We start from the raw sequence: 26,522 nt of genomic DNA, 5'->3' as shown, positions 1-26,522 counted from the left end.
GCCGAAGGCTGCGATCTTTTGACGTTGATTGTCAGAAACAAGATCAAAAGATCGCAGCCTTCGGCAGCTCCTACAGGGGGAACTGTTGGTAACAAAAAAGGCGACATCCCTCACAGGATGTCGCCTTTGTTTTACCGCCGCTAACGCTTATTCCGGCAGTTTGTACGCAATCACATAGTCACCCATTTTGGTGCCCAGCGAACCGTGGCCGCCGACAACGAGCAGGACGTATTGCTTGCCGTCCTTGCCGGTGTAGGTCATCGGGGTCGCTTGGCCGCCAGCCGGCAGACGCGCTTTCCACAACTCTTTACCGGAGTTGACGTCGTAGGCGCGCAGGTACTGGTCGAGGGTGCCGCTGAGGAAGCCGACGCCGCCGGCCGTTACCATCGAGCCGCCCATGCTAGGGACGCCCAGGGTGAAGCCGATCGGGATTGGCGAGCTGTCGCGGCTGGTGCCGTTTTTGCGTTTCCACACGACTTTGCTGGTGGTCAGGTCGATACCGGCGACGTAGCCCCAGGCCGGGGCCTGGCACGGTACGCCGAATGGCGACATGAACGGGTGCATGATCACCGCGTATGGCGCGCCGGTGTTCGGTTGCACGCCAGCGGTTTCGCTCTCGCGTTTGCTGCCGGCGGCGACTTGCTCGCGTGGCACCATTTTCGAGACGAAGGCCATGTAGTTCGGGCTGGTGAACAGCATCTGGCGAACCGGATCGACCGACACGCCGCCCCAGTTGAACACGCCAACGTTACCCGGGTAGATCAGGCTGCCCTGTTCCGACGGCGGGGTGTACTGGCCTTCATAACGCAGTTCCTTGAACTGGATGCGGCACAGCATCTGGTCGAACGGGCTCGCGCCCCACATGGCTTTTTCGGTCAGTTCCGGGGCCAGCAGGTTTAGGTCCGAACGGGCCTGGGTCGGTGCGGTGCGGTCGCCTTTCACGGCGCCTTGCGGTACCGGGATTTCCTTGATCGGGATGATCGGCGTGCCGTCACGACGGTCGAGGACGTACAGGCTGCCCTGTTTGGTCGGAGCGATCAGCGCGGGTTTCACGCCGTCGGCGGTTTTCATGTCGAGCAGGGTTGGCTGGCTGCCAACGTCCATGTCCCACAGGTCGTGGTGGGTGAACTGGTAGTTCCAGCGCACTTTACCGGTGGCCAGGTCCAGGGCTACAACACCGGCGCTGAATTTCTCGGCGCCCGGGGTGCGGTCGGCGCCCCACTGGTCTGGGGTCTGGTTGCCCAGTGGCAGGTAAACCATGCCGAGTTTTTCGTCGACACTGGCCAGCGACCACATGTTGGCCGAGTTACGGCTGTAGGTTTCGCCTGGGGCCAAAGGTTCGGTGGCGTCGGGATTGTTGCTGTCCCAGTTCCACACCAAGTGACCGTCGCGCACGTCGTAGGCGCGGATCACGCCCGATGGCTCGTTGGTCGACTCGTTGTCGGTGACGTGACCGCCCATGATCACCAGATCACGGGTAATCGCGGCCGGCGAGGTGGAGTAGTAGCCACCGGCGGTGAACGGGCCGATGCCTTGGGTCAGGTCGACCACACCTTTGTTGCCGAAGTCTTCGCAGATTTTACCGGTGTCGGCGTTCAACGCGATCAGGCGCGCATCAGCGGTTGGCAGGTACAGACGACGTGGGCAGGCCTGAGCAACGGCTTTGCCAGCTTCGGAAATCACGGCGGAGGCCGCGTTTTCAGACTTGGCGTAAGCGGCTTCGTCGTAATACGACACGCCACGGCAGGTCATGTGGGCGAAGCCTTTGAAGCCGACCGGGCTCTTGATCTGCGGGTCGAAGCGCCACAGTTCTTTACCGGTGTCCGGGTCCAGTGCCAGCACTTTGCTGTGCGCGGTGCAGGCGTAGATCATGCCGTTGGCTTTGAGCGGGGTGTTTTCGTTGGTCAGCTCAACCGGGTCATCAGCGGTCGGCAGGTCGCCGGTCTGGATGCGCCAGGCTTCTTGCAGCTTGCCGACGTTGGCCGGGGTGATCTGCTTGAGCGGGGAATAACGATCACCGAATTCGCTGCGGCCGTAAGCCTGCCAGTCGCCATCAGGCATGGCTGGCGCGGTGCTGGTCATGTCGGCTGTGTCGCGTCCCAGTTCGCCGAAAGTTTCGCCCGGGTGGGTGAACAGGCTGGCCAGAGCCGTGACGCCGGCCAGAACCACCGCCACGGTCAAACCGCCGGTGCCCATTGGCGCAGGGCCTGCGATCAGCAGTGGACGACGGAACCACGGCAGCAGCATCACGAAACCGAGGGCAAACCACAGCGCCAGACGCGGCACCAGTTGCCACCAGTCCAGACCGACTTCCCACAAGGCCCAAACAGTGCTGGCGAACAGCACGATGGCGTACAGGCCCAGCGCTGCGCGACGGCGCAGCAGCATCAGAATGCCGGTCAGCGTGATGCCGATACCGGCCAGCAGGTAGTACAGCGAGCCGCCGAGCATGCTCAGCTTGACTCCCCCGGCCAGCATGGCCAGGCCCATCAGTAGAAGCAGAATGCCGAGCAGGCCCGGTAGCAGACGGCCCCGACTCGAAGCACTTACGGTGCTCATAGTGTGAATCTCCGTGACGTTTATGTAGTCCCGCGCTGTAGTCACTTTAGATGACGATTTGGCGTGGGCATGGTTCAGATAAAAACTTGTCTAGCTAACGAGTTTTATGTGGGAGCGAGCCTGCTCGCGAAAGCGGTGTGTCAGTCGACTTCTTTGGTGAAGTTGAAATTGCTTTCGCGAGCAGGCTCGCTCCTACATTTGATCCGTGGTGTTGGTTAGAACGAAGACTGGATCTTCAGCCCCGCGATCAGTGCGTCATCGACCTTGTCCACGCCGCCCGGATGGCGGATGTATTGCAGGTTCGGGCGTACGGTCAGCCAGTTCGTCACGTGCACGCCGTAATACAGTTCGGCGCTGTATTCGGTGTCTTGCGGCGGCAGGAACGATGAATCGTCGTAGTCGTAGACCGCGTTGGCCCGGTTGCTCGCTTCGGCGTTTTTGCGATAGGCCGGGTTGACGTGCACGCGAGCCAGGGCGAAGCCGATGTCGTCTTTGGCGCGGGCGTCGAACGGGCCTTTGTAGGTGAGGCCGGCCTGGACGTAGTTGTCGATGGCGTTGGTTTTCTTGTCGTGCATCGTGGCGTTGGCGAACACGCTCAGGCCACGGCTGTTGTCGCTGGCGATGCTGGTGATCTGCTGCTGGGCACCGAACCACACGCCGTGTTTGCTCGACGCGCTGCGGTAGGCTTCGCCGCTCAGCGCTGCCGGTTGGCCATTGTTGTCTTTATAGACGTCAGTGGCCTTGGCGTTGCTGTAGTAGTAACCGGCGCGGTATTCGCCCGGCAGGCCGTTGAGCTTCGGCGTCCACACCAGTTCCACCGGCAGGATCGCGCCTTGGGTGCCGCTGCCGCTGAGCTTGAAACCGTTGCCGCGATCGAGGTTCGACGGGTTCTGCTCGTAGGCGCCGACCTGTGCGTACAGCTCCGGCGTCAGGTGATATTTGACGCGCAGCGCCCACTGGCTGACCGGCCAGTTGTACCAGATGCCGCCGACCCAGTTGCCGACCTGCGAACCGCAGAACGCCAGGTTCTGGAAGTCGCACGGGAAGGTATTGAAGTCTTCGCCTTCGCCGAAACGGCCGACTTTGATGTCGAGTTTCTGATCGAAGAATTTCTGCTGGTACCACATCTGCGTCAGGCGCGTGGTCTGGCCACGGCCCCAGACTTCCTGAGCAGACGTGAAGCCGCCGACGCGCGGATCGTTGATGCGGTCGTTGCTGATGTTGTTGCCGCTGCGTTTGGTGATGGTCAGTTGAAACTCGGCGTCGTCCCAGCCGAGGATCTTTTGCAGGTCCAGGTGTGTGCCGAGGCCGAACTGGTTGCTGTAACGTGCGGTACGGTCGTGGTCGTAGCCGCCGTGCAGGTTGCTGCCCATTTCGCCGGTGTAATCGAGTTTGAAGTCGTAGCCTTTTTCCGAGAGTTCGGTGCGCGTGCCGTTCCAGTCACCGAGCATGTACGGTGATTCGCTGTCGAACGCGGGAGCCGCCTGGGCGCAGGTGGCGAGGCCAAGGGCGGTGCAGCCGCCGATCACGCGCAGGGATGAGATAGCGCTGTCTCGGAAGAACGGAAAATCGGGCATAAAAGGGGTCTTTCTTGATCTTTTTTTGGGGATGAGCTGACCGCTACGATTTGACGCAGGCAGTGAAGCGATTCAGCGGAAAGGCGGCAGGATAATGATCTGTAACAAAAAGACAAAGGGGTTTTATTGACATGAACAGTTTCGGATTCGGTAACAGTGCGGCAAACGGGCGCATTGCGGGTCTGGTCGCAGGCTGCGATCTTTTCGGGTTGGCCTACATTTGATGCAAGGCCTTCCACCCGATCACCCCCTCGGCTAAGGTGCGCGGCTTCTGCATTTTCACTTCGTCCAAAGGCCTGGCATGAACGAACAATCCCCCGATCCGCTGCACGGCGTAACCCTCGAACAGATCCTCACCGCTCTCGTGGCCCATTACGAATGGTCGGGGCTGGCCGAGCGTATCGACATCCGTTGTTTCAAGAGCGATCCGAGCATCAAGTCGAGCCTGACGTTCCTGCGTAAAACCCCGTGGGCGCGGGAGAAGGTCGAGCGTCTGTACGTGAAGCTGATGCGCACCAAGCGACCGCTCTGAGATGGACGCCGTATGGCGCCGACGCCTGATCATCCTCGCCGCCATGCTTGGCTGGGCGGGACTGGCCATTCAGCTGTACCTGATTTTCTTCGCGCGTTTGAGTGTCGGCGCCAGTCTGTTGGGCGGCCTGGTGAGTTTCTTCAGTTACTTCACGGTGTTGACCAACACGTTGGTGGCGACGGTGCTGACCTGCGCCGTCACGCCGCGTGAATCCGCCGCGCGCCGCTGGTTTTTGCAACCGTGGGTGAGCAGCGGGGTGGCGGTGAGTATTGCGGTGGTCGGCGTCGCGTATAGCCTTTTGCTGCGGCATTTATGGCACCCCGAAGGTTGGCAATTCATCGCTGACGAATTGCTTCACGACGTGATGCCGTTGCTGTTTCTGGGCTATTGGTGGTGTTGCGTACCCAAAGGCACCTTGCGTCTTTGGCATCTGCCGCTGTGGCTGATTTATCCGCTGGCGTATTTCGCTTATGCCTTGCTGCGCGGGCATGTGCTGGGGGCGTATGCGTATCCGTTCATTGATGTGTCGGTGCTGGGTTATCCACAGGTGTTCATCAATGCCGGGGGGATATTGGTGGGGTTTGTGGTGATTGGGTTGGCGGTGATTGGCCTCGATCGCTGGCGATCTGCACGAAGTTAAAGTACCTGTAGGAGCTGCCGCAGGCTGCGATCTGTTGATCTTGTCTCTTTAAAGCAAAGTCAAAAGATCGCAGCCTGCGGCAGCTCCTACAGGGGATATCACTCTTCTTCGGAACCCTCGGCGCGCCAGTAGCCGACGGCTTTGACGAGCTTCTCATCGAGTCCATGCTCATCCAGCAACACCCGGCGGATCTGCCGCGAAACCTTGGTCTCGGTCGCCACCCACGCATACAGATTGCCTTTGGGCACCTGCAACTGTTTGACGGTGGTCAGCAGGTTGTCCTTGCCGCCGTCGCGCAATACCCAGATCACATTGACCTGCGCCGCGCTCTCCAGCGCTTGCTGCTCGGCGCCGTTTTCCACTTCGATCACCACCAGCGCCTTGCGATTGGCCGCCAGGCCTTCGAGGCGGCGGGCGATGGCGGGCAGGGCGGTTTCGTCACCGATCAGCAGGTAGCTGTCGAAGATGTCCGGCACGATCATCGAGCCGCGTGGGCCGCCGATGTGCAGGAACTGTCCAGGTGCAGCCTGTTCCGCCCAGGTCGAGGCGGGGCCATCGCCGTGCAGGACGAAGTCGATGTCCAGCTCAAGTTTGTCGAGGTCATAGCGGCGCGGGGTGTAGTCGCGCATCTCGGGTGTCGGGCCATCGTTCTTGCTGCCGAGCACCATGGTTTCCAGCGCGGCCGTTTGTTCGGCGTTCTGCGGGAACAGCAATTTGACGTGATCGTCGGTGCCGAGGCTGATGAACCCGGCCAGCTCCGGCCCGCCGAGGGTGATGCGGCGCATGCGCGGGGTGATATCGGCCACGCGCAATACTTCGAGGCGACGGCGTTTGATTTCGTGTGTCACGCGGTGAATGGTTTGGGTATCGACTGCAGTCATTCGGCTTTCTCCGGGGCAGGTTGAACGGCTGGGCCGTCGACGATGGCTTTGGCGGTGTCGTTGAGCAGGTCACGCACGCGCTGGATTTCTTCCGGGCTCCAGCGCCCGTGGTGCAGTTGCAGGGCGTGGCGCAAGTTGTGCACCGCCTCGTGGATTTCCGGCGGCCGGTCATGGCCGCGCAATGAACGCTTGCTGACGTCGATGCGCATTCGCACGCCATCCAGGGCCACGGCTTGTTCGCTCAGGGACAGGCGCCCGGCGTCAGTCACGCTGTAGCGTTTTTTGCCGCCCTCGGCATCGCCTGTGATCAGTTCGCTTTCTTCCAGAAAGGTCAGGGTCGGGTAGATCACGCCGGGGCTCGGGCTGTAGGCGCCGTCGAACATGCCTTCGATCTGGCGGATCAGGTCGTAGCCGTGGCAGGGCTGTTCGGCGACCAGCGCCAGCAGCAGCAACTTCAGGTCACCGGGGGCGAACACGCGTGGCCCACGGCCGCCGCGTTCGCGGCCGGGGCGCTTTTCAAAGCCGTCACGGCCGTCGCCGTGTTCTCGGTGGGGGGAATGATGGTCTCTCATTTCTGTCTTCTCTCGTCACGTTTAGATACAACGTAAGATATATCTTTACGCCGACGCAAGACGTTTTTGCTCGGAGTACCGGCCGGCTGACGAGTGGGGGTCTGTGCCGATGTTGCAATAGGCATTTTCGCGAGAGTCTTCAGCCATCGATAACTTGAAAGTTAAAGTTAACACTCTATTTGTCTTGAGTGATTATTCTAAAATCGCAACTAAGGCCCGCTGTATCGAGGCCATGTTGCTGTATGGTTTTTCAACTAAAACTGTATGTAGGGAATAACTTACAGTCATTTTTTTGGATATTGGTTTTTTGTTCTTTTTTCTTGCGGGTCATGGGGTTGTTTAACTACGCGCTTATAGGAAGTTACTTGCTTACTTTCCAGAGGCAACAGCCGATGATGCTCCGGCATTGAAAGTTCAAGTTGATCTGGCTCAACTCCCCTGGCGTTTGACTTGGACTTTCAATCACTCCTTCTCTTAAAGAAAACAAGGTACTGAACGATGTTCAAGAAAATCGCTATCGCTGCTCCTCTGGCTCTTCTGGCACTGGGTTCCTCGGGCGCTTTCGCCGCTGGTGAAGCCGCTCACTCGATCAATATCGTCGCTCAGGTTCCGACCAACGGCTTCTACGTGGTGCCGACCAATCCTGATCTGGTCAATAAGGATCAGGACATGAGCTACAACCCAAGCACCGGCAAGATGGGCGAAGTCACCGGTTTCTTCGACGTACGCAACAACAACGGTTCGGTTCACGCCAGCCTCGACAGCGCACCGAAACTGATCGCGGGCAGCAGCAACATCGACTTGAAAGTCGAACTCAACAACAAGACCCTCACCCTGACTCCGCAAGAAGTAGTGGGTGAGGCCGAGTCGGACGTTAACTACCGTATGCCGGTGAAAATCAGCGCCATTGGCACTAACTTCGCCCCGGGTGATTACACCGGTGTTGTGGCAATGACCTTCGACGCCGTTCCTCCGGCCGTTACGCCTTGATCGAACGATCCGGCACCCAGCGCTGACCGCAGGTCAGCGTTCACCGACGGGGCAGGCAATCCTTCTGCTCCGTCGGACTTCCACTATTCGTAATCAGAGTAAGAGTTCATGTTCCCGATGACACCCATCGCGGCTGCGCTTGCGCTGCTGTTTTGTGCCAGCGCAGCCGTGGCTTCCAACTCCGCCGGCACCACGCCGCGAAGCCTGTTGGCTCAGGCCAAAGGTTTGCCGGCGGATTTCGAGGAGCACTTCTTTGACGTACCTCTGGCGGTTCGGGTCGAACTCGATCATCAGCCATTGGGCGAGGCCATGGTGGTGTTGTCCCGCGACGATCGCATCACCCTGCTGGAATTCACCGACACCAGCGAAAACCGTTTCGGCCCCGCCGAGCGGGAGAAATGGGCGGCTTTTCTCAAGCCCGGCGTGCCACTGGGCAATTGCACCGGTTCCTGTCCCGATCAGGTGCTGGCGGTGCATTACAACCTGGAAAACTCGCTGGTTTCGATTCTCACTGAAAACGCCGAACGCGACGTCGAGGCCAAGCGTTATTACGAACAGCCCGATGGCGGCAGCAGCGGTTTGATGGTGCGCAATCAGCTCAACCTCAATGGCGGCCAGGAGCAGGATCTGGGCGGACGTTTCGGCCTTGAGGCCAGTGGCAGTCTGGGTAACTGGAGCCAGACGCTGAACCTGCAATTGGCCCGTCTCGGCGGCCCCGATGACAAGCTTTATCACGCGGTACACGAGCTTCACACCCAGCGCGAACTGCAAGGCAGTTTTTTCCGCCTGGGCTATTTCACCCCCAATTCCGAAGGGCTGACTCGCCAACCGCGCACGTTCGGCACCAGTCCCGATACAGCAGTCGGTGTCATGTACGGCAGCTCCGACAGTCTGGCCATCAACAGCCCGATGCCCAGCGTCTATCCGATTTATGTCACCGCCAACCGTCAGGGTTCTGTGGAAATCTGGCGCGATGGCCTGTTGATCAATACACAATCGGTGCCGGCCGGTTTGCAGACCCTCGACACCCGGCCCTTGCCCGGTGGCATTTATGAAGTGGAAGTCCGCCTGATCGAAGACGGCCAGATCACCTCCACCACCCAGGAGTTGGTGTACAAGCCCAACAACTGGCGCAACCTCGACGACCGCTGGCGCTACAACGTGTTTGCCGGTGAGGAAAGCAAACTGCTGAGCAACTGGGACACCCAGGCCAGCGGCAGCCCCACCGCCGGTGCGGCGCTCAATTACCTGCTGCATCCACGGGTGATTCTTGGCGTGTCGGCGCGGCAGATTCGCGAAAAGCTGCAATACGGCACGTCCATCGACTGGACGCTGGCCAACCACATCAGCCTGTATGCCAACGTCTACAAGACCGAGGATTACGGCACCGGCCTGGATCTGCAAAGCCTCTATAACTATGGTTCCGGCAGCGTGGTCGTCAGCCACAACCGCAGCTGGCTCGACACCACCAACACCTACGACACCCTGCCGGACGGCACCCGGATTCGTCCGCGCAATGTGTTTATCGGCCAGACCAGCAATTCGTCGCTGGCGCTCAACCATCGCGTCAGCAGCAAGAGTTCGATCAACGCGCGGGTGTCGCACAGCGAGGGCAACGTCGAAGGCGTCGGCATGGATCTGGGCTGGACCCAGCGCACCGAACTGTTTGGCAGCGACGCCAGTTGGCGCTTGTCGCTGTTCGATCGGCCGGGCAGTTACAGCAGTGGCGATGCGCGCAATCGCGGCGTCGATTTGAGCGTCAACATGGCACTCGGCGCCCCCGGTCAGCAGATCACCGGCAGCATCGGCTCGCGCACGGCCCGTGATGGCAGCCGCGACAACAATGGCTCGATCGGCTGGCGCAAGGACTTCAAGGATCATGTACTGCAAAACGTCTCGGTCACCGCGCTGACCGACACCTATGGCATCGGGATGTCCAGTCTGACGAACTGGCGCACGGATGCGGTCAATGGCGACGCTTTCATTCAGCGTTCGTCCTACAACGGCAATTTCACCGGTGGCCTTAACGTCGACAGCACGTTGGTGGTCGGCGGCGAGAAAATGCTCATGACCAGTCAGTACGAGATGCGCGGTGCGGGGATGATCGTCGATGTGGAATCGGACATCGATGACATCGCTCTGCGCGCCGACGATTACAGCGGCGGCAGTGCGGCATTGAAGCCGGGGCGCAATTTCATTCCGATCACCGCGTACCGCAACAGCTCGGTGAGTTTCGACTTCGAAGGCAACCACGTGCCGGCAGCCACCATTGAACCGGCGCGTACCCGCTATCACCTGAACAAGGGCGGCGTGGAGTACCGCAAGATCCGCGTGATGAAGACCCTGACGGTGCTCGGTCGTCTGGTCGACGGGCAAGGGCAACCGCTCAAGGGCCACCACGTGATCAACCACGCCAGCCGTGGGGTGACGGAAGTCGACGGGTTCTTCTCGATGGAGATGAACGCCGGCTCACCGACCCTGGAAGTGCGTCAGGGCAGCCAGTTGCTGTGCCAGTTCCGCCTCGATGCGAACCAGCACCGCAGTGAAAACAATGTGCTGATGATCGGCGATCTGCGCTGCACGCCGGACACGCTGGCGGACGTGACCTCCACCGATCAGAAGGCGGGTTGAGCCATGCACAAGTCCCTGTGTGGCTTGCTGCTGGCGTTGGCCTTGGCCTTGCCATCGGCAGAAGGCGCGAGCCAGGAGATTCGGGCGTTGTTTCAGCCTGATCCTTCGCAGCCGAGCAGAAACGTGTTTATCAACAAGACGCCGAACAGCGGTTACTGCGCGTCTTATCCGGGCGAGTGCGCCGACAACGGCATGTTTAGCATCCAGTTGCCGATTCGTTTTGACGCCACGCGAGCCCTGATGGCCGGCGAAGGGATCCCGATAAAAGTGCCGGCCAATTGGCGGCAATTGACGGTAACCAATGCCGAGACGCAGGAAACGGAGACGGTGGAAGTTCGCGTCATCGGTGTCGGTTCCACCTATGTTTTGAGCCAACCGGCCACCGAGCTGACGGGGGAGACGGAGATGCTGGAAGGCCATCGCAAGCTCTGGACCAGCAACAGTTGGGTGAACGCCCCGGCCCCCTGTCTATACAGCGGTGTCGGTGCTTATGGCGCGGATTACTACCGGTTTTTCTGGAAAGCACCGGTGGAGGCTGCTTGTACCAAGGTTGCCGCATTCGCGATTCCAACGATGTCCTTCGATACGCTTGATTTCGCCTACGAATTGCGCACCCCCAATCCGTTGGGCATGTCCTCCGGGCTTTACAGCGGTTCCATGAATTATTCCATCGGCCTTGGCGGTGATTTTGATCTGGGGCCATTGATGTCGCCAAACGACGGCGCGCTCAATCTGGATTTCGTCCTGGACGTGCAGCACACCCTAAAGGTCGATCTGCCACCGGGGGGCAACAAAGTCATGCTCGAACCCGAGGGCGGCTGGATGCGCTGGATCGACAGTGGCCGCAAGCCGACAAGAATCTACCGCGACCAGCTGTTCTACATATCCGCCTCGTCGCGCTTCAAAGTCATGATGCTGTGCAATTCGACTGGCGGCACACGCTGCAAGTTGGGCAGTCCGCAAGGCAACGTCACCGAAGTGGAAACCTTCCTGACGCTGCCGGACGGAATCGGGAGAACGGCTGGTGGTGAGGTGAAGTTGCTCAAGCTGCTTTACAACACTTGGGTCGGGCCTTTCCAGCCCACTGTCTATCTCGACCGCAAGGCCGGCTCGCTGCGTTTCGAAATGCCCAAGGACGCCATCGACTTCCTGATCAGGCCCGGCCTGAGCGACACGCTCAGCGGCAACATCACCATTATCTGGGACTCGGAAGTGTGAACGCACAAGCCTGCTCATTTCATTTTTCATGGAGTTGAAAACGATGAACCGTGGTTTTTTGCTGGGCGTGCTCAGTATGTTTTGCCTGACGGCGCAAGCCGGTCCCCAGATCAACGTCGGCACTGTTTACGACTATCTGGACGGCGATAAAAGTACCTATCTGAAACGGGTGTTCAACAGTGGCGACGCCACGGCGTTCGTCAAGGTCAACGTGCTGGAGATCGTCTACGGCGCCGATGGCACCCCGCAGGAAATTCCCGTCGCGAACACCGCCGACGGCAGCTCGCGCAACGGCGTGATGGCCAGCCCGGCACGGCTGATCGTGCCGGCTCAGGGCATGCAGGGCACCCGCTTGCTGTACCTGGGCGAGCGTGAGCGTGAGCGCTACTTCCGCGTGCGCTTCGTGCCCGTGGTGCCGGAAAAGGAAGATGAATTCGCCATCAGTGGCGAAGACCGCGAAGACTACAAAAAGTCACTCACCGCCGGGGTCAACGTGATGACCGGGTTCGGCATTGTGTTTTTCGTGCGGCCCAAGGATGTGCGTTTTGCCACCGTCATCAATGAAACCGGCAGTCGCTATGAGCTGCGCAACGACGGCAACACGGTGGTGATTGTCGACGAGTTCAAAAGCTGCGCGGTGAACAAGGAAACCGACTGCGGCGCGACCACCAAGCACCATGTGCTGGCGGGCAAGACCTTCGCCTTCGACAAGGAGAAGGGGCGCGAGTACCGCTTTCTCCTGATCGAGGGTGGCGACAAAAAAGTCCTCAAGGTCGCGGGCGGCCAGGCCTGATTTCCATTGACGCAACGGGTAACCGACATGATCAAGCAATGCACCGTCGTCGCGCTGATGGCCACGACGGGTCTGACAGCCTCCGTGGCCTGGGCGGCGCGCGAAGAACACACATTTGAAGTGTCACTGACCATCCCCAGCCGACCGTTCTACATCATTCCCTCGGAGCCGGACTGGATTCACCGACCCCAGCGGCTCGACTGGAATCACTCGACATCGAGCCTGAGCAGTGTGCGCAAGAACTTTGATGTGCGACATGACACCAGTGCGATTGAAGCGCGCCTGGAGGCCGAGCCCTACCTGTCCAACGGTCGGGCAGGTGAGGAGATCCATTTGCAGGTGAGCTTTAACGGCGTGCAGTTGAGCGCAGAGACGACACCGCGCCAAGTGGTGTCGCAGGAAGAAGCCGCTACGGGAAAACGGGTTCTGCTGCAGATCGATCCGATCAAGCCGGACGGTGGTTATCGCCCGGGGGACTACAGCGGCAACGTGCTGCTGTTGTTCAACGCCAGGGCGCCGGGCGAGTGAGTCGGACCGTGAAATTCCCTTGGCTTTATCGACACTGTTTTGGAGAACGCCCGTGAACTTTTCAATCGCCCCGGCCTGCCGGTCATGGATCGGCGCGCTGCTGGCACTGGTTGCCGGTGCTGCATCTGCAGAAGTGCATAACATCGACGCGACCTTCGAGCCGGATTTTGCCAACCCTCAGAGAAATCAGTTCAAGAACCAGACGCCGTCCGAGGGTTTTTGTCGCCAGGCGCCGTTTGCCTGTGATCGTGAGGGGTTGTTCAGCCTCATTGCCTCTATTCCGTTCACGGCCAATGCGCCAATCAGCGCCAATCATGCCGATCCGCGACAGGGCGGGATGGCCAAGGTGCCTTCCGACTGGCGCGATGTCACGGTCACTCATTCATCGGGTGATTCGCATCTGCTCCAGTTGAGAATTGCCGGTATCGGTCATGAGCTGTTGCTGCCGCGCACGGTGGCCGAACTGACTGGCGAGGGAGGGTGGGACAACTTGTGGGAAGGCGGTGCATGGATGTACGCCCCGAGCCCCTGTGTGGGAGTGGGGACTTTCAGCTCGGGTGAATATGGTTACAACAGTTTCTGGAAAGTGCCGGTGGGAGCCGGAGCTTGCAGCAAGAAAGCGAAGTTCGATATTCCCCTTTCCATGCGTTATCAATTCTTCGTTTATGCCTACGAACTGCGCACCCCGGACCCGCTGAAAATGGAATCGGGCGATTACACCGGCTCCATCACCTACACCGTCGGCCCGAATATGGACTTCGACATGGGCGATGTGATGATCCCGGATGACTCGCTACTGACCCTCAATTTCAATCTGAAAGTCACGCACACCATGAAGGTCGATATTCCTCCCGGCGGCAACCGTGTGGTGCTGGAGCCGGTGGGGGGCTGGCAGTCCTGGCTGGATCAGGGGCGCAAGCCGACACGGCTGCTGCGCGACCAGACCTTCAATATTTCGGCGTCGAGCCGTTTCAAGATGAACCTGCAATGCCAGTACGCCATGGGCAACAACTGTGCGTTATTGGAGTTGGCATCCGGTCATGCCGTGCCATTGGAAGTCGGTGTCACGCTACCCAACGGTCTGACGGATGGCGCAGGGCAACCGGTCAATCGCCGTCGACTGCTGCGCGATGGCAGTGGCACCGAGTTATTCCAGCCGGGTTTTTATCTGGATCGCAAGGTCGGCACGCTGCATTTCGAGGTGGCCCGTGATGCGGTGGATGAAATGCTCAAGGAAGGTGTGGCTCGTAACTATTCAGGCAATGTCACGGTGATCTGGGATTCGGAGGTGGGCTAAATCTTTGCGCCAGCCCTGCAAAGGGCTGGCGCAAAAGAGTGCGGGTCACAGACCGGCTGTGAGCAACGCTTTGCGGGTCAATGTTCTGCTCAGTTCGTTGCGCGCATAACCGATGTCGTTCAACAACCGGTTGTAGCGTGCATCGCTCATGGGGTCGCCGCTGAACACCTCGCGGTGAGCAATGTTCAATTGATCTGCCAGGCGTTCGATCCTGCGCTGGAGCAGGCTCATGTGCGTTTGAGGGGTCGGGCTCGCCCATTCTGCCTGCGCTGTACGCAACTCATCGAGCAGCCCCGGTTTCTCCTCAAAGAGACGATCATTGGTTTCGTACCGGGTTGGATGGGTTCGGCGTAAATGGCGTTCCCAGAAGGGGTCGCCATAGAGATCGATCATGCCGTCGACCAGACCATTGCCTGCCTCGCGGGCAAGGATCGAGTCGTAAGCCGCGTCGATCTTGATTTGATCCACGCCCGAACGAGGCTGATAGCGCATGCTTTCGGACTGCCAAGGCAGCTCCAGACGCTTGGCCAGACCCGTCTCATAGGCCATGTGCACTTCTATGTCATCGGGCGCCATATTGTATCGAGGGTTGATCAGGTGCTGTTGCTCTTGGCGTTTGACCTCTTGCAAGGCCACATCCGTAACCCGATCAAGACGCGCTGCACTGCGTGCGAGCCGTGTAAGGTTCAGGTCCAGTACCTTGGCGGAGGTCGACTGCGCATAGGCCTTCGACACCAAAACCTTCATGCCCAGGTAGTTGAACAATTGCGCTCCACCCTCTCTGCAGTTGTCGGGTTCGCGGGCGTGCTTGAACAGTTCTTCGCGCAGTTCGCTGTCCAGCGCAGCGGCATCGATCAGCTCCCAGACCCGTTGCGTCAACGCTTTGCGCGACTTGTCGGATTGGTAATCCATGGCGTCCCGCTGTTTGCGGATGACCTTGAACAAACCTTCGGCGCCAGGCTCTGCCAGCACATCGTGCCAGGACTCCTCCCGGTACTTGCGGTAAGACACCGAAGGGCTGAAGTCCGTCGGCTCATCCGCAAACAACTGCCAATGGGCCAGCTCGTCACTGACCGCCGGGGCATACGCCTGCTGACGGGAAAAGCCTGCTGACTGGCGATAATTGCTAAAACGGATGCGGTCGGCATCGGACAGCTTCGCCGTATCGAAGCGTGCGCGACTGAGCACGAACGCCTGATCGGAACCCGGCGTGACTTCGGGAAGGCTGCTGATCGGGCAGTCGCGCATGTCGAGGGCAAACCCGCGCGGGCGTTGTCTGTCCACATTCCCAACCTTGAACAGCCCCTCCGGCCAGGACTGGATACGGGTATTGGCCAGGTTCAAATCGTGCAGTCGGTACATCCGCGCCACATTGGGTGGCTGCCGCAGTGGATTGCCGTTGAGGGTGAGCGATTGCAGGCGGGTGAGGCCACTCAGCTGTTCCTGGCTGCGAGCGTTGAGGATGATGCGGTTGTCAGTCAGGTCCAGGCTTTCGAGCTGACGCAATTGCCCTAACCCTTGGGAGAATTCGGTCAAGCCGCATTGGCGCGCGCTCAATTGGCGAACCTGCGGGAAATCGTTCAGGAGTCCGTTGGTGTTTGCGGAAAATTTCGCATTGTCGAGCTTCAGTGCGGTGATCTGATCGAGGAATTTTTTCATGCCAGGACGCTTTCGCAGATCGCGCCACCAGCGGTCAATCTGCGGGCTTGAAAGGTCGGTGGACAAGTCCAGTGTGTAGCCTTGCTCCGGGTGATTGCTGCGCTCGCCAAAGAGGGCACTTTCACGTTCAAAGCACTCGATCAGCCGCTCTTCGATATGCCTTCCACCGTTTTGCAGGTAGTCCCTTGATGTGCCAAAGATAGGGTCACCAAAGTTGTCCACATCGCCCGGATAGCTTTCACGCCAACTCTGCAGTGTGTTGTGCAGTTCATTGCGTTCGCTTTCCAGTCGTTTGATGGCCTCGACAGAATCGCCCTTGCTCTGCAGCGACTCGATGAAGGTTGTCACCTCTGTGTCGTTCATTTTCGGGAACAGCTTGCGAACCCTCTGTTCGGGTGTTTTTTCAGCAAAAAACCACGGCCAGCCACGTACCAGGTTTTCGGTCTCAATGCTCGCCACTGGGCGAATGGGCGGTTCGGCGAGCAAGGTTCTGCGGTCGCCAACCGATGCGGATTTTTCCATGACCCAGGCTTTGAGCGAGTGGCCATCGGGGCTCTGTTGGGCCAATGCCGCGCGTTTGTCATCGGGCAGCGCATTGAGTATCGATTGATAAAGATCGCCGGCGTCGTGAAGGGGACGGTTGTTCGCGTCCAGCACCTCGTATTGACCGTATTCGTTTCTGATCAGCCGCCGCACCAGCGCCGCGTCATCCGCCCCGGCGCTACAGCGCAACGGCCCGTCGTAGCTGCCTTCGCGAACCTCGATGCGCAAGTCGGCAAAGGTGTCGGTATGAAATTTCAGGGTATTGAGGGTCAGTCGTTCAGTCTCCGGGGCCAGCTTTTGCTCATGAAAAAACCCTTCATAGGCCCGAGCGGCCGAGGCCTCGAAATCCAGCTCCCGGGCTTGTGCCTTGAGACGCAGGGGCAAGCGGTTCTCGTTGGCGATTCGCTCCAGCTCGGCGGGTTTGGCCTGGCTCAGAAGTTTCTCCGCCAGGGTCAGCGGCATTTTCGGAAATGTCTGGCGAACCACCCGCATATCGGTCTTGCTGGATCGCTCCTCAGCCTGGTAGACACGCTCGGCGACTTCGCCCTGACGGCTCAGCACCGCATCTGCCAGCAGATTGCGCAGGGCCTGAGGGCGCTCCGCTGGCGTGATGTCACGACCGAGCAGGGCTTTGCTTTCGGCGTCATCGAGAAAAGTTGCGAGGCGCTCGGGCAGCCTGCCGTAATTGAGATCTGCGTGGCTGATGTTCAGCGTGTTGGCGTCCGTCGCGCCGGGATTGCCGTACTTGCGCGAATTCCCGCTCAAGTCGGCATGTTCGTACACCCTCAGCGCTCGCTCACGCGGCCATCCGGGCAAACCGGTGGTGATGGGATCAAACCAGACGGCGTCGGCGGGGATCGGGTGGCCGTCGCGAATATTGGCGCTTGATTGCTGGACATCGTCATACGCGGCGAACCGTTTGATGGTATCGGCCAGCAGTGGCGGCGGCGGGCTGTTGTCACTATGTATCTGACGCAGGGCATCGGTGTCGGTGCCGCTGCTGATACGGATCTGTTCTAGCTCAGCGGGCGAGAAGCGTTCGACGTTATGGCCCAGGCGCTCCATCAGGGTTTGATCCGCCCAGTCGTGCGGACTCTCGGCTTCGTGCAGCCAGGCGCCATGATCGTTATGTTCAATCTTCGGTCGGTAGGCGTTGGGGCGCGAAGGGTGTTTGATCCGGTGGGTTCTGGAGTCGGTTTGTGTTGAGGCCTTTTCGACGCTGTAGAGCTTGCCTTGCAGTGGCAGAATGTTCGCGCTGCCCACTTGATGCAGGCCTTGTCTGTCGGGTTTCGAGGCGGCCGGCAGGGTGAGTTTTTTCTGTTCGTAAGGGGCAATATCCGGGAACCACAGCGCCGGTTTGCCATCAGGCAGTTTCACCGGCTTCATGCCCTCGATCAGCTTCGACAGTTTGAGCTTGAACGTGTCGCCGATTTTGCTTCCGATGCCAAATGCCGCCAGTTGGATCAGGCTCGACACCACACTGGTCACGTGTTCGCCCACTTCTTGCCAGAGCCCTTCGGCGAGATCGACCAGGCCTTCGACAACGTCAGTGGTGATCTGATAAGCCGTGTAAACCAGCATCACCTGGCCCAACCCCGGCACAAACGGCGTGGCGACAAACAGCGCGGCATTGAAAATGTCCGACACGATCTTCTTGAAGTTGTCCCACCAGGCCCAGCGCGCGTTGCTGTCGGCGTCGGCAGTGGACACGGCGATTTCGCGGGCATCATTGAGGGTCTTGTTGAGTTTCTGCTGGTAGGCATGCGTCCAGTAATCCGGCGCCAACGGCAGGTGTTCCAGGCGCAGGCGCGGGTCGGGTACGGGGTCCTTGCGCCACGCTGGACGTTGATCGGTAGCGTCGGTCGGCTTGTGGTATCGGGTGATGAACAAGCGTTGCTCAAGGTCGGCGAAAAAGTGCCCGCGCTGCTGATGATCGACAAACTGGCTGAAGAACTGTCGGTAGCTCTGTTTCGTCGAAACGCTGACGTTGTCTTCGCGCAACTGACGCGCCAGTTCAGCACTGAACGCCTGGGGCGAGGGGTATTCCTTCAGCGGATGGTCGGGATCATGCGGGATGTAGACAATCAGCCGGTTGATCCCACGGTTGTCGCGTACCGCCGCCATCAGCAACAGAACGCCGGTCAACCGCGTACCCAGCATCGACAGGTCGCAACATTGCATCCTTCTGCCATTGAGCATCAGCCGGGTCTGGTTGCCCGCCATATCGAGCAGCATCTTGTAGGCGTCGTACTCGATGTCATTTTTGATCAATGCCAGATGAGCCGCGACGGCCAGTGCGTCTTTCTGGCTGTCGATGACTTTGTGTTTCAACACCGATTCGGCAAGAGGCTCACCGGGCAGTAAATAGCTTTCGAGATGTTTTTTGTATTGCGCGCCGAGGTTCAGCTCCCGGCACAGGGCCTGGAACTGGTTGACGCTCATTGTGTGTTTGATCGGCTGGATATCGAAGTTGCCGAGCTGATCGGGTTTGCTGATGAAGTCCGAGCCGGCGGCGACCCTTTCGCCGCTGGCGAAGTTGTGCAGCGCGGCATCCAGCAGGGACACATCACGGGCCTTGGCGCCTTCGGAGATATTCAGCGCATACCAAGGTGTGCTTTTGGGCATGTACAGGCGTAGCCAAGTGTTTTTGACGTCGACGTCGATGCCATGGCGTTCCTTGATCTTTGTCTGCAGCAGGGGAATGGCGAAGGCTTGCAGATCGATTTTTTCTAGCAGATGGTCGACCTGATTCTGGGAGACCCAGGCTTTGATATTGGCGACTTTGAGCTTTTCCAGATACGCCGCTGGCGCAGTGGTGTACCAAGGCTCGACGCTCAGTGGCGTCGCTGCCAGTGCCAGACCTCGACTGATCGTGGCGGTCTTGAAAGCGTCATCGACTGCGCTGGAAATGAGTTCGTAGTGCCGCCCTTTGTCCGGTTTATCGACAGGCACGGGTGAGTCAGACATGGCCAATCATCCTTGATTGTTGGAGGAGTGGTCAGCCTACCTGCGAAGGGTCAAAACAAAAGTTCAAAGATCAGCGAGCAAACGGCGTTGAGGGTGGTTAACCCGACGAAAATTCGAATTTGAAAAATGTATAAGTACCACCCGCGAACAGGAAAAAACGTCACCCTGAATCAGAAATGCCCGACACGATTTGTTACCTGGTAGCGGGTTGCATCGGGTCGGCCATGGCAACTTTGGGCGTTTCCACCGGACGGCATTGTGAGTCGCTGCCCGGTTGCAAATACGGCGTGAGAATCGGCGCCATGCCCTTGAGCACCTGCACGGGCAGGGCCGAGGTGAATTTGAAGTTCTCCGCCGAGCGCCCAGGAACGAACGCGGTGAGGGTGCCGAAATGGTGGTCGCCGATGAAGAACACGAAGGTCGCCGTGCGGTTGATCGACTTCGAACTGAGGATGCGTCCTCCCGAGCCGATGGCCTCGATCCGGTTGTCGCCGGTACCCGTTTTGCCACCCATGGCCAGCGGGCTGCCATCAGCCAGTTTGAAACTGCCGGAAACACGTTTTGCAGTACCGGCGTCCACCACCTGCGAAAGGGCTTCGCGCATGGCGTTGGCGACTTCGGACGGCATCACTCGTTTGCCGACGTTGGGGTCATTGACCAGCCGGGTTTCATAAGGTGTGTCGGCGGCAAAATGCAGGCTGTCGATACGCAGCGTCGGCATGCGCACGCCATCGTTGAGGATGGTGCCGATCAACTCGGCCAGTGCGGCGGGACGGTCGCCGGAGCTGCCGATGGCGGTGGCCAGCGATGGCACCAGGTGATCAAACGGGTAACCGACTTTTTGCCAGCGCTGGTGAATCTCAAGAAACGCTTCGATCTCGAGCATGGTGCGGATGCGACTGTCACGGGCGCCTTTGTGTTTGCTCTTGAACAGCCAGCTGTAGACTTCCTGACGCTCAAAGTGACTGGCTTTGACGATCTGGGTGAACGTTGCGTCCGGGTTGTTCAGCAGATACCCCATCAGCCACAGATCGAGCGGGTGCACCTTGGCGATGAAGCCTTGATCCGGCAGATCGTAGCTGCCCGGGCCGTAGGAGTCGTAGAGCCTGATCAGGCGATCATCGGTGAGCTTCTCGGTGACCTTGGCGCCTTTGAGGTGCGAGCGCACGAAGCTGTTGAAGTCTTCCTGACTGGCGTTCGGCAACAGATAACGGTGCACGGCAGCCATGCGGATCGGTGTCGGACGCATGCTGTCGAGGAACGTGTCGAGGCGCGCCTGGGTGTTCTTGTTTTTGTATTTTTTCCAGAACTTGAGCAGGAACGAGGTGCCTTCGCGGTCGGCAAAACTGGCCAGGTATTCCTGGCGTCGCGGGTCGCGGTCGTCCTTGAGCAACTCGGCACTGCTGTTGGGGCCGGAGTAGGTGACGTAGCGCACCACGTCGCGCATCAGGCGAATGAACGGCAGGTTGATCGATTCACGCAGGGCATCACGCAGGGTCGGTATGCGGCCGTTGTCTTCCTTGCGAAAGTTGTTGAAGGTGTGCAATCCGCCGCCGGTGAAAAACGCCTCGCCGGGGCTGGCCGAGTATTTGCGATCGAGTGCGGCGCCGAGCATCTTCGACAGGTCGTGATCCTTGTTCTGAATCAGATAGTCGATGACCCATTGGCTGAGGCGATCCTGATCGGGCACCTCGATTTTTTTCAGTTCCGGCACGCTCATCTCGCCGTACTTGTCGTGCAGTTCAGCGATGATTTGCAGGTACGTGGTGAGCACGCGCATTTTCGCCGTTGAGCCCAATTCGAGTTTGCTGCCTTCGTTGATGTCGAACGGCTGGTCAGTGCTGTCGGTTTGCACCCGTACACGCGAGCCGTCCGGGGTCAGTTCGAACAGGGTGAAGCTGTAGCGCACCTGCGTGGTGCTGGTCGGCGTCAACAGACGTTCACCGAGCAAACCGATTTCGCCGGCATAAGCCGGATCGGCGAGTTTCTTCAGGTAGGCGGTGGCCTGAGTTTGCAGGTCGCCCTGCAGGGTACTGGTGGCCGAAAGGTCGAGGCGGTCGAGATCGTACAACGGGCGGTTGAGCATGCTCGCCAGACGACTGCGGGCAGCGCTGATGCCTTTGTTGGTTTCAATCGGCTGCATGGTCGGCTGAGTCTGCCAGTCGCGGTAGCTGACCTTGCTGGCGAGCGCAGCATCGGCGAGGGCGCTGTCGATCACGCCGCTTTGCTTGAGCAGGCGCAGGTGGCTGTCGGTGAGGTCGGAGAGTTCTTCACGGCCCTTGGTCAGGTAATGCGACGGGCGCCGCTGGGCAATCATCAGCGAGAGCATTTCGCGCAGGGCCAGGCCTTTGTCGGCCATGGTTTTCGCATCCGTTGCCGGGCTGTTCAACTGGGCGTTGGCCTTGTTGAAATCGCTGCCGTACCAGACCCGCAAGCCTTCGGCCATGCCATGCACTTCGCCATGCCCCGGCACTGCCGACAGCGGCACGCTGTTGAGGTAATCGCGCACGATGTTCTGCCGCGCTTCCAGGGTTTTCGGGCCGGGCTGATAGGCGCGCACGCTGGCGGACATCATCTGGCGGATTTTCTCGGCGCCGGACACGGTCAGGCCATCAGGCGAATGCCGGTACTTCTCCAATTGCGTGGCCAACGTACTGCCGCCGGCCGATTGCCCGGGCAGGTGCAGTACCTTCGCCACTTGCGACCACGCGGCCATGCCGAACCGTGGCCAGTCCACCGCCGGATTGGCGAGCGGTTGTTTGGGATCCAGCAGAAAACGGTTTTCTATGAACAACAGGCTGCTGACCACTACCGGCGGAATCGTCGCGAAGCTCGCATACAGTTGCTGCGGATAGTTGTACTTGTACAGCGGCGCGGCCCGGCAATCGGTGATCGATAGCCCGGCCTGAATCTTCTCGGAATACGGTACGAACAGACCTTTGTCGGTGTAGCTGAGCAGCGCGGGCGAAAAGCGTGTCTGCTCGGTGACAACATAATTGCGCTTGAGCAGGCGCGGCAGGAACTCATCGAGGGCGCTGTAACCCAGACGCAGATCGAACGGCCCGTTACCCGGATAGCGAATGGCTTCACTGGGCCCGGGCTCCAGTTTGTAGGTCAGCGAGGCGGCATATTGGCTGAGCTCACGGGATTGAAAGCGCGAGGTGCGCATCTCTTTGGACGCGGCAAGCCCCACCACCACCGCGATAATCAGCAGCAACAACCAGAAAGCCTTCCACCCGTGCCGGCGGCGGCGGGTTTTTTCAGGGACAGGCGCTTGATCATCCATATGTTCAGTCGGAACCACGGCTTTACTCGAATCGGTTTGCCACAAAGCGCCCATAGTCGATTGATCCATTCACGCAGATTGATCGGACTTGTCTGAAGCTTAGACGGTGGTTGGCGGTGGTGAAAAAATTGTGAAGGGGTCGATCGTCCGGATGGGCACGTGAGGGCACCACCCGTGACAGGGAGACGGTTCAGTCACGCCATGAATGGCATTGTTACAAGTCTGACTTTGATGCGCTGTTTGTTTTTAATAAGGGAACATTGCCAAATTCTGGTAGCACTTGCGAACTTTGCATCTCGATAGTTTTGAAGTTTACTCGATGTTCAATTCTATTTATCAAGGAAGATGTCATGTCTGAACTTCGTGGTTCGTCGTCGGTGTTGGAGTCTGCTAAAAATAATGATCAAGGTTCTTTGATTGCGGAACATATTGAAATCGTCAAGGCCGCTACGCCCCTGACATTACAAGCGATGTCTGAAAGTAACTTTGCAATGTTGAAGAAGTTCGACGCTGTTGTGCCGCAGTGGTTGAAGAACGCGACGCCAGAACAGCGTGCAGAAGCGCGCAAGCGGGTGGAAGAAAGTATCGCGGCGCACACAGCGCTCAATCACGTCATGGCCGCGGTGATTAAACCTCACGAATTCGCAGAGCCGCTGCTGAAAAAAGCCATCCATGACAAGTATGGTCTGGAGCTTGATGTGAGTCAGGTGCAAGTTAACCTGTCCTGCAAAAGTGACTTTCATACCTCGCAAGTTCCAGCGGTAACGCTGCTTGAGGCGGCATTGCACAACTGCCCGGAGGAAAAAAAGCAGAGTTTTTTCTTCACGCCTGATTGCTACACCGCAGGGCCGGGGGGGAAGCAGGTGCACGTCGGTCTCGATGTCCACGAGTTCATCAATATCTGTCGGTTTCTGGATCTCGGCAAACAGTATCAGGCGCATTTACAGGCTGCCTTGAAGTGGGATGAACCCGGTGCTCAAGAGATATTGAATACCCTGTTTGTCAACTATCAGAAAGCAGCCCTGAAAGCCGCAAGTTATATCGCGTTGTGCAAAGGCGATATTCAGCCAAAACACTACAAAGCCTTGATGTCCACGATCAGCGACGAAAAAACTGTGCAGGTCGATGGGAAGACCGAGTGGTATCGCGGTTTGAGTTTCAATGATATGCCAGTGCACAGTTGCATCATTTTCGAATTTGCCGATCCTGACGACGAAAGTGTTTTGGACGATTTTTTTCCAACGGTGGATGGCTACGCCAAAAACGATTTTATCGCCTACATTCCCGATGATCCCGATGATCCCGATGATCCCGATGATCCCGATGATCCCGATCATCCCGTGAAGCACTACGCAACGGTGACCGAGTTAAAGGATCGGTTGACCAAGCAGTTTCTGCGTCGCACTGAAAACTTCACCAGCGAGGCCCCCTCCGACTATCAACAGTTTTTCAGCCGTTTTATGCGTTACAAGGACCGATCGACGTTCTATTACAGCTTTACTGAAGATGTCCCGACGTCCTCGGGCAAACCACGTTTTTGGGATCACACACATCGTCGCCAGAAGCAGGATCCCGACTTTCTCCTGCAACTTCGGGTACTGGATCCATCGGGTGAGCCCTGGGCGCAGCACTACGACATCTGGACAACCCTGCACAGGGAGTTCAATCAGCGGATATTCCAGGATGCACGTGACGCTGTCGTGTCCAATGCCGATGCCGATGCGCGTGATTCCGACTCGCTGCTCGCCATATTTCTTGAAGTCGGGTTGGCCGCACTGAACTTGCTGTCCTTCATCATCCCCCCACTGGGGTTGGTGATGCTCGGTGTCTCTGCAGTGCAGTTGATGGATGAGTTGCTGGAGGGCGTTGAGGAACTCAGCAAAGGGGACAAGGAAGCCGGTTGGGATCACATCACCGATGTGCTGGAAAACATCGGCCTGGGGGTGGCGGCCATTCCGTTGTTTTCCGCGATTCACTCGGAACTCGTACCGGTTGAAACACCTGCCGGGCAGAAGCGTCTGTGGAGGCCCGACCTTGAGCCCTATCGCAGCGATGTGTCGCTCGAAGGTGTGGCACCTGATGACCAGTGGCAATACCGGATTCAGAGCAACGAGTATGTTCAGGTTGACGGTGCCGTCTTCGAGAAAATAGTCGAGCCGGACACCGGACAATCGCGCATTCCCCACCCGACCCGTGCGCAGGCCTACCAGCCGATTCTTGAACAGGATCAGGCCGGCGAATGGCGCCATCCGCTGGGGCGTGCGGCGAAGACGGCAGTACCGAAGCCGCAGGGATTCAACAACAAGGACTTTCGTCGCTATGCCGTCAAGCCATCGGAAGTTGCCGGTCGAGAGCCCAACGCCAAAGGCATCATTACCAGTGCCGACGGCGGCCGCTTTTACATCCGTAACGTCGATGCCAAAGGCAAGGTGGCGGTGTACTGGGTCAGATCCGATTTCTTGATGAACAGCGACATCGTGGACGTGATTATCGTCGATCCCAATACCAATCGGACTCAGGGGCAAAGGCTCTTACAAATTGCGCCGGATCAATGGCAGCCGGTTAGAACACTTGGCGGTGACAACCCTGAAGTTACCGATCAAGCAGGGGCTGACGGCGCATCCAGGGAGCAGAAGCCGCTACCTGAAGTCTCTGACAGGCCGGTCTGGACCCGGTCGCCTTTTGCCCAGGAGAGTTTGCCGAACGGTCTGTCGGAACCTGTCATTGAGGTGGTTGGGCTCAAGGATGTACGCCATCTGTCGTACTTTTGGGGCGAGTATCAAGATGTTCCCTTCACCGCAAGACCTACCAATATTCATCAGGCGCTGTCAGCACCGGAATTCGAGCATCTGCCCATCAACTCTGATCTTTTCAATCCCAAATATTGGTTGAGTGGCGTCGACCCGCAGATGCTGAACAGGGAAGGTGGGGGGCAGATGATTTTTTCCATGCAGCGGATGACGTTGGCGGGTGCGGTAAAAGGTGAGTTCAATGCCATAAAAGTGGTGGAACTGAGCGCTGGAGAGCTGCCTGGTCAACTCGATGCGGTACAGGGTTACTGGGCACCCCAGGGGGGCTACATGGATATACCGGTTCATCCGGGATGGGCGGAGCCCGATCACGTCTTCACGCCCACGTTCTCCGGGTGTTCGTTCACGGTGGATCAGATGGGAGAAAATGTTCTGCGTGTCAGGCATGTCGAATCCGGCAGGGAAGCCGCTCAATACAACGACCTTCCCGCTCATGAGCATGGCTGGGGAAAGAGTGCAGACATGGTGTTTCCGGACTACGGGCTGGGTAATGACAACAACGGCAATGCTTATGTGGTGCTCACCGGATTCGCCTTCATGAAATACGACCGGACGGCTGGCAAGTGGGCCATTCACTATCAGTCTCACTACGGTGCGCCGGTCATTCATCGTTTTTCCAAACTCGATGCTGGGTGGTTCGGCGACCCGACCCGGATTGTCAGGGCCTATCCCGAGGCTCGCGTCGTCAGGACCGGGTCCATCCCTGTGAAAACGGTCGTCAGACAAACGCAGCCAAGTAGCACTGACGCGGCTATCCCGGCCTGAGCAGGGACTTTGCCGGGCCAGGCTGTGGCCGGATATCAACGGGGATACCGACGTCCCGGGCAGGTAAAAAGTAGCCGGGTGGAAAAGACGCTGCACCATCCTTGTGCAATACTCGCCGCCGTTTTACGAGCGAGTTTTCTTACATGAGCCAGGTGATGTCGCCAATCATCGGGTCTTTCTCAGGACTCTTGCGCTGAATATTATGTTTTATAGAGTGAAAAGCCCTGTCGGAAGCTTTTTATACTGCACGCCCCGCTGATCTTGAAGGTTTGTC

General features: G+C 58.7%; 15 protein-coding genes. 9 read left to right on the top strand and 6 right to left on the bottom strand.

From position 1 onward, the window contains the following. Window positions 1–147: 147 nt before the first annotated feature. Window positions 148–2,559 carry a glucose/quinate/shikimate family membrane-bound PQQ-dependent dehydrogenase gene (locus IAI51_RS21180; protein WP_187680227.1) on the bottom strand — a complete coding sequence of 804 codons (2,412 nt, stop codon included), beginning with the start codon at window positions 2,557–2,559 and terminating at the stop codon, window positions 148–150. 215 nt (window positions 2,560–2,774) lie between these two features. Further along, complete coding sequence (locus IAI51_RS21175; protein ID WP_187680226.1) at window positions 2,775–4,136, bottom strand: carbohydrate porin; 1,362 nt, start codon at window positions 4,134–4,136, stop codon at window positions 2,775–2,777. A gap of 301 nt (window positions 4,137–4,437) precedes the next feature. Between IAI51_RS21175 and IAI51_RS21170 the strand changes: the two genes are divergently transcribed. Next, entirely contained in the window at window positions 4,438–4,668 is a 231-nt protein-coding gene (locus tag IAI51_RS21170) for a VF530 family DNA-binding protein (protein WP_187680225.1), read from the top strand. 1 nt (window position 4,669) lies between these two features. Further along, window positions 4,670–5,308 (top strand): Pr6Pr family membrane protein, encoded by a 639-nt coding sequence (locus tag IAI51_RS21165; RefSeq protein ID WP_187680224.1) that lies wholly within the window; start codon window positions 4,670–4,672, stop codon window positions 5,306–5,308. 98 nt (window positions 5,309–5,406) lie between these two features. Here IAI51_RS21165 and IAI51_RS21160 read toward each other — a convergent pair whose 3' ends face one another. Beyond that, a complete protein-coding gene (locus IAI51_RS21160; RefSeq protein ID WP_187680223.1) occupies window positions 5,407–6,189 on the bottom strand; it encodes a siderophore-interacting protein in 783 nt (260 codons plus the stop codon). Continuing rightward, window positions 6,186–6,761: a PadR family transcriptional regulator gene (locus tag IAI51_RS21155; RefSeq protein ID WP_187680222.1), complete on the bottom strand. Its 576-nt coding sequence runs from the start codon at window positions 6,759–6,761 to the stop codon at window positions 6,186–6,188. Before IAI51_RS21155 ends, IAI51_RS21160 begins: the two co-directional genes overlap by 4 nt. Window positions 6,762–7,259: 498 nt before the next feature. Here IAI51_RS21155 and IAI51_RS21150 point away from each other — a divergent pair, with 498 nt between their 5' ends. The 6 genes from IAI51_RS21150 to IAI51_RS21125 all read left to right on the top strand — a co-directional run bounded on the left by IAI51_RS21150 (window position 7,260) and on the right by IAI51_RS21125 (window position 14,218). Then, window positions 7,260–7,751: a CS1 type fimbrial major subunit gene (locus IAI51_RS21150; RefSeq protein ID WP_187680221.1), complete on the top strand. Its 492-nt coding sequence runs from the start codon at window positions 7,260–7,262 to the stop codon at window positions 7,749–7,751. Window positions 7,752–7,859: 108 nt separating this feature from the next. Beyond that, window positions 7,860–10,382 carry a CS1-pili formation C-terminal domain-containing protein gene (locus tag IAI51_RS21145; RefSeq protein ID WP_187680220.1) on the top strand — a complete coding sequence of 841 codons (2,523 nt, stop codon included), beginning with the start codon at window positions 7,860–7,862 and terminating at the stop codon, window positions 10,380–10,382. 3 nt (window positions 10,383–10,385) lie between these two features. Continuing rightward, a complete protein-coding gene (locus IAI51_RS21140) occupies window positions 10,386–11,600 on the top strand; it encodes a hypothetical protein (RefSeq protein ID WP_187680219.1) in 1,215 nt (404 codons plus the stop codon). Window positions 11,601–11,643: 43 nt separating this feature from the next. Then, window positions 11,644–12,393 carry a molecular chaperone gene (locus IAI51_RS21135; protein ID WP_187680218.1) on the top strand — a complete coding sequence of 250 codons (750 nt, stop codon included), beginning with the start codon at window positions 11,644–11,646 and terminating at the stop codon, window positions 12,391–12,393. Between the two features lie 27 nt (window positions 12,394–12,420). Further along, a complete protein-coding gene (locus IAI51_RS21130; protein WP_187680217.1) occupies window positions 12,421–12,921 on the top strand; it encodes a CS1 type fimbrial major subunit in 501 nt (166 codons plus the stop codon). Window positions 12,922–12,973: 52 nt separating this feature from the next. Beyond that, complete coding sequence (locus IAI51_RS21125) at window positions 12,974–14,218, top strand: hypothetical protein (protein WP_187680216.1); 1,245 nt, start codon at window positions 12,974–12,976, stop codon at window positions 14,216–14,218. 45 nt (window positions 14,219–14,263) lie between these two features. On the opposite strand, the gene IAI51_RS21120 is transcribed toward IAI51_RS21125, so the two are convergent. Then, a complete protein-coding gene (locus IAI51_RS21120) occupies window positions 14,264–19,387 on the bottom strand; it encodes a dermonecrotic toxin domain-containing protein (protein ID WP_187680215.1) in 5,124 nt (1,707 codons plus the stop codon). A gap of 193 nt (window positions 19,388–19,580) precedes the next feature. Then, window positions 19,581–22,727 carry a transglycosylase domain-containing protein gene (locus tag IAI51_RS21115; protein WP_187680214.1) on the bottom strand — a complete coding sequence of 1,049 codons (3,147 nt, stop codon included), beginning with the start codon at window positions 22,725–22,727 and terminating at the stop codon, window positions 19,581–19,583. 296 nt (window positions 22,728–23,023) lie between these two features. Between IAI51_RS21115 and IAI51_RS21110 the strand changes: the two genes are divergently transcribed. Continuing rightward, complete coding sequence (locus IAI51_RS21110; RefSeq protein ID WP_187680213.1) at window positions 23,024–26,248, top strand: dermonecrotic toxin domain-containing protein; 3,225 nt, start codon at window positions 23,024–23,026, stop codon at window positions 26,246–26,248. The last annotated feature ends 274 nt before the right edge of the window (window positions 26,249–26,522 follow it).

The sequence above is a fragment of the Pseudomonas sp. N40(2020) genome, from assembly GCF_014472415.1.
Classification (GTDB): domain Bacteria; phylum Pseudomonadota; class Gammaproteobacteria; order Pseudomonadales; family Pseudomonadaceae; genus Aquipseudomonas.
The sequence above is the reverse complement of the archived record's forward strand: the minus strand, read 5'-3'. Positions and strand labels throughout refer to the sequence as shown.